The sequence below is a fragment of the Streptomyces sp. NPDC054847 genome (assembly GCF_053610925.1).
This window is the reverse complement of record NZ_JBSGZJ010000561.1, coordinates 1-4,138: the sequence shown is the minus strand read 5'-3', so window position 1 is coordinate 4,138 and position 4,138 is coordinate 1. Positions and strand designations below refer to the sequence as shown.

At 71.0% G+C, this 4,138-nt stretch carries 4 protein-coding genes; 1 reads left to right on the top strand and 3 read right to left on the bottom strand.

Annotated features, from left to right (window positions below; genetic code table 11):
• Positions 1-61: 61 nt before the first annotated feature.
• From ACWGH4_RS32310 to ACWGH4_RS32300, 3 genes are all read right to left on the bottom strand, one after another.
• Positions 62-1,087, bottom strand: coding sequence for a 6-phosphofructokinase (locus ACWGH4_RS32310; RefSeq protein WP_441265897.1), 1,026 nt, complete (start codon positions 1,085-1,087; stop codon positions 62-64).
• Between the two features lie 187 nt (positions 1,088-1,274).
• Complete coding sequence (locus ACWGH4_RS32305) at positions 1,275-2,003, bottom strand: type 1 glutamine amidotransferase (protein WP_005320403.1); 729 nt, start codon at positions 2,001-2,003, stop codon at positions 1,275-1,277.
• 30 nt (positions 2,004-2,033) lie between these two features.
• A complete protein-coding gene (locus ACWGH4_RS32300) occupies positions 2,034-3,272 on the bottom strand; it encodes a MurT ligase domain-containing protein (protein ID WP_441265896.1) in 1,239 nt (412 codons plus the stop codon).
• Between the two features lie 126 nt (positions 3,273-3,398).
• On the opposite strand from ACWGH4_RS32300, the gene def reads away from it, so the two are divergent.
• Positions 3,399-3,980 (top strand): peptide deformylase, encoded by a 582-nt coding sequence (gene def / locus ACWGH4_RS32295; protein WP_453467129.1) that lies wholly within the window; start codon positions 3,399-3,401, stop codon positions 3,978-3,980.
• Positions 3,981-4,138 lie beyond the last annotated feature (158 nt).

Here is a 4,138-nt window from a genome sequence, read left to right as displayed (position 1 = left end):
GAGTAGAACCGCCCCCGGTCGCGGCTGCGACCGGGGGCGGTTCGTGCGGTTCCCAGGAGGGTCAGAGGACCGTCTCGGCCTCTTCGTACCGCTCCACGGGCACCGTCTTCAGGGTCTCGGTGGCCTCCGCGAGGGGCACCATCGTGATGTCCGTGCCGCGCAGCGCCGTCATCATGCCGAACTCGCCGCGGTGCGCCGCCTCGACGGCGTGCCAGCCGAACCGGGTCGCGAGGACACGGTCGTAGGCGGTGGGGGTGCCGCCGCGCTGGACGTGGCCGAGGATCACCGGACGCGCCTCCTTGCCGAGCCGCTCCTCCAGTTCGACGGAGAGCTGACGGGCCACGCCCGCGAACCGCTGGTGGCCGTAGATGTCCTTGCCGCCCTCGTCCCACTGCATCGAGCCCTCGCGGGGCTTCGCGCCCTCCGCGACCACCACGATGGCGAACCGCTTGCCCGCCTCGAAGCGGGCACCGACCCGCTTGGTCAGCTCCTCGATGTCGAAGGGCCGCTCCGGCACCACGATCGCGTGCGCGCCGGCCGCCATGCCGGAGTGCAGCGCGATCCAGCCGGTGTGCCGGCCCATGACCTCGACGATCAGGACCCGCTGGTGCGACTCCGCGGTGGTCTTCAGACGGTCGAGCGCCTCCGTGGCCACGCCGACGGCCGTGTCGAAGCCGAAGGTGACATCGGTGGAGGAGATGTCGTTGTCGATCGTCTTGGGCACGCCCACGATCGGCAGACCGCTCTCGGACAGCAGACGGGCCGCCTTGAGGGTGCCCTCACCGCCGATCGGGATGATCGCGTCGAGACCGAGATCGGCCACATGCCCCTTGGCCCGCTCCACGCCGTCACGCAGATGCGCGGGCTGGACCCGGGAGGAGCCGAGGATCGTGCCGCCACGGGCCAGGATGCCGCCCACCGCGTCCAGGTCGAGCTTGCGGTAGTCGCACTCCAGGAGGCCCTTCCAGCCGTCGTGGAAGCCGATGACCTCGTCACCGTGGTCGACTACGGCGCGGTGCACGACGGAACGGATGACGGCGTTCAGACCGGGGCAGTCGCCGCCGGAAGTGAGCACACCAATGCGCATTGCCCGAAAACCTTTACAACGTGGGCGGACTCCCGGACCACGTCGTCCGGTTGGTTCCGTGCCACCCTACCGGCGCGGGGCGGGGGTTCTGAAACGGGCGTCCGCCTGGTGGGACCGCGCCCACGGCCCCTCCGCTCAGCTGAGCGAAGGGGCCGCGGAATGGGTGCTCGGGTGAGCGGAGGGACCGTCAGGCGGGCTGTGTCGCGGCCGCGATCCGCTCCGCGCGCAGCGCCTCGTACCAGCGGTCGTCCGTGGGCGGAAGCGCGTTCACATCGAGGGCCAGCTTCAGCAGCAGGTCCGCGATCTGCGGGTTGCGGGCCATCACAGGGCCGTGCATGTACGTCCCGAAGACGGTGTCGTTGTACGCCCCCTCCGTGCCGTCGCCGGTGCCGTTGCCCCGGCCGAGCACGGTCCGGGCGAACGGGCGCGCCGTCGGGCCGAGATGCGTGATGCCCTGGTGGTTCTCGAAGCCGGTCAGCTGCGGCAGGCCCAACTGCGGATCGATGTCGGCCAGTACGTCGCCGACACAGCGCTCGCCCTCGCCGCGGGTCGACACCACGTCGATCAGACCGAGGCCGGGCTCGCGCTCACCGAGGTCGTTGATGAACTCGTGGCCGAGGATCTGGTAGCCGGCGCAGACCGAGAAGATGATGGCGCCGTTCGACGCCGCCCGGCTCAGGCCGCCGTCGCGGCGCAGCCGCTCGGCCGCCAGCCGCTGCGGACGGTCCTCACCGCCGCCGATCAGATAGATGTCGCCGGAGGTGGGCACCGGCTGGTCGCTGCGTACGTCGATGCGCATCACGTCCAGACCGCGCTGCCGGGCCCGGCGCTCCACCACGAGGGCGTTGCCCTGGTCGCCGTAGGTGCTGAGCAGATCCGGGTAGACCCACACCAGACGCAGGCTGCTGTCACTCATTCTCATACGTCCTCTCCGTCCGTCCACCGGTCAGTTGCCGACACGACGGCGTACGTCCTGGAAGGCTGTGTAGTTGGCGATTAGCTCGATCCTGCCGGGCGGGGCGCTCTGCACCGCCTCGTCGACCGAGTCGCACACACGGAAGTCCAGGCCCGCCACTTCCAGCCGCACCGCGAGGTCCAGCCTGCGGTCGCCGATCACGAAGATCGGGTGGCCGGCGAGACGGGTGTAGTCGACGTCCCACAGCCAGGAGGTGTCCGTGCCGTCCGCGCCGCGGGCGTTGACGGAGAGGATCACCGGCGTCGGCGGCGGGTCGATCAGCGAGAACGTCTCGAGCCAGCCGGCCGGGTTCTTGGCCAGCAGCAGCCGTACGTCACGGCCGAGGAAGGAGACGACGTCGTACCGGCCGGCCACGGCCTGCACCTGGTACATGCGCTCCAGGGCCACCTGCGGCGGCACACCGAAGCAGGCGGCGACGGCGGCGGAGGTGGCGGCGTTGGCCTTGTTGGCGCGGCCGGGCAGCTGGAGGTGGATCGGCCAGGCGGAGCCGTGCGGGTCGATGACATGGTCGCCGCTGAGCACCCAGCTCGGCGCCGGACGGCGGAAACCGCACTCGCCGCAGAACCAGTCGTCGCCGGGGCGCTGCATCACACCGCCGCAGGACGGACACGACCAGGCGTCGTCCTTCCACTCCTGGCCGGCGGCGACCCACACGACGTTGGGGGAGGAGGAGGCCGCCCACACGACCAGCGGGTCGTCCGCGTTGGCGATGACCATCGCCTTCGAACCGGCAAGACCCTCACGCCACTTCTCGGCCAGCATCCTGGTCTCCGCCGCGCGGTCCAGCTGGTCGCGCGACAGGTTCAGCAGTGCGATGGCCTTGGGCGTCACATCCCTCGCCACACCGGCGAGGTACTTCTCGTCGACCTCGATCACACCGAAGCGGGCGTCCGAGCCGCCCGCCAGGGCCGAGGTGATACCCGCCGGCATGTTGGCGCCGAGCGCGTTGGAGACCACCGGGCCACTGGCCCGCAGCGCCTCGGCGATCAGCCTCGTGGTCGTGGTCTTGCCGTTGGTCGCAGAAACGAGGACCACGTCCAGGTGCTGCGCCAGCCTCCCCAGCAGATCGGGGTCGAGCTTGAGCGCCACCCGGCCGCCGATCACCGATCCGCTGCCGCGTCCGGCGGCGCGGGACACCGCTGCTGCGGCCTTGCCCGCCGTCACGGCCAGCTTGGCTCGCGGCGTCAGGGGCTCCGAGTTGCCTGACATCGTCCTTGATCCTCCTTGCATCGGTCGGGACTCAGCCTATCCAGCTCCGGTCGGCCGCCCGCACCGCGGCACCGTCGGAAAAGGTGGAGGTCACGGGTGAACAGGGGGGAACGTACGCTGGGCGCCATGCGAAACCGGCCGATCCCCGGCAGTACCGGACGCGTCAGGCCCATGAGCCTGCTCGCCGATCCGGCCCTGCACACGCCCTGCGAGACCGTGACCGACTTCGGCCCCGGCCTGAAGGAACTCGTCGAGGACCTCTTCGCGACGATGTACGCGGCCCAGGGTGTCGGCCTCGCCGCGAACCAGGTCGGTGTCGCGTCGAGGGTCTTCGTCTACGACTGCCCCGACGACGAGGACGTCCGCCACCTCGGACACGTCGTCAATCCCCGGCTCGTCGAGGCGGACGGTGTCACGGTCCGCGGCCCGGAAGGCTGTCTCTCGCTGCCCGGCCTGGAGGCGGGGACCGAACGCTTCGACCGCGCGGTGGTCGAGGGCGTGACGTGGGACGGGGAGCCGGTACGGGTGGAGGGGACCGGGTTCTTCGCGCGGTGCCTCCAGCACGAGTGCGACCACCTGGAGGGACTGGTGTACGCGGACCGGCTGTCGCCGTGGCGTCGGGCGAGACTGGCGAGGGCGGTACGGAAGGCGTCCTGGGGGACGCCGGAGCGGGTGGGGCGGGTGCGGGTGGGTACGCGGGGGGCGTAGCGCTGTGGGCGGGTAGGCCGGGGCGTTGCGCCTGCGGCGGGCTTGTTCCCCACCCCGCCCCTTCCCGCTGTACCGATGTGCGGCTCCGCCGCGTGGGGGCTCCGCCCGGACCCGTCAAATATATAAGCGCGGTGTTTCGGGGGATGTGTACAGGTTTG

Excerpts from the sequence above, each read along its gene's own strand:
- ACWGH4_RS32310 (WP_441265897.1), bottom strand. The coding sequence starts at position 1,087 with ATGCGCATTGGTGTGCTCACTTCCGGCGGCGACTGCCCCGGTCTGAAC.
- ACWGH4_RS32305 (WP_005320403.1), bottom strand. The coding sequence starts at position 2,003 with ATGAGTGACAGCAGCCTGCGTCTGGTGTGGGTCTACCCGGATCTGCTC.
- ACWGH4_RS32300 (WP_441265896.1), bottom strand. The coding sequence starts at position 3,272 with ATGTCAGGCAACTCGGAGCCCCTGACGCCGCGAGCCAAGCTGGCCGTG.
- def (WP_453467129.1), top strand. The coding sequence starts at position 3,399 with ATGCGAAACCGGCCGATCCCCGGCAGTACCGGACGCGTCAGGCCCATG.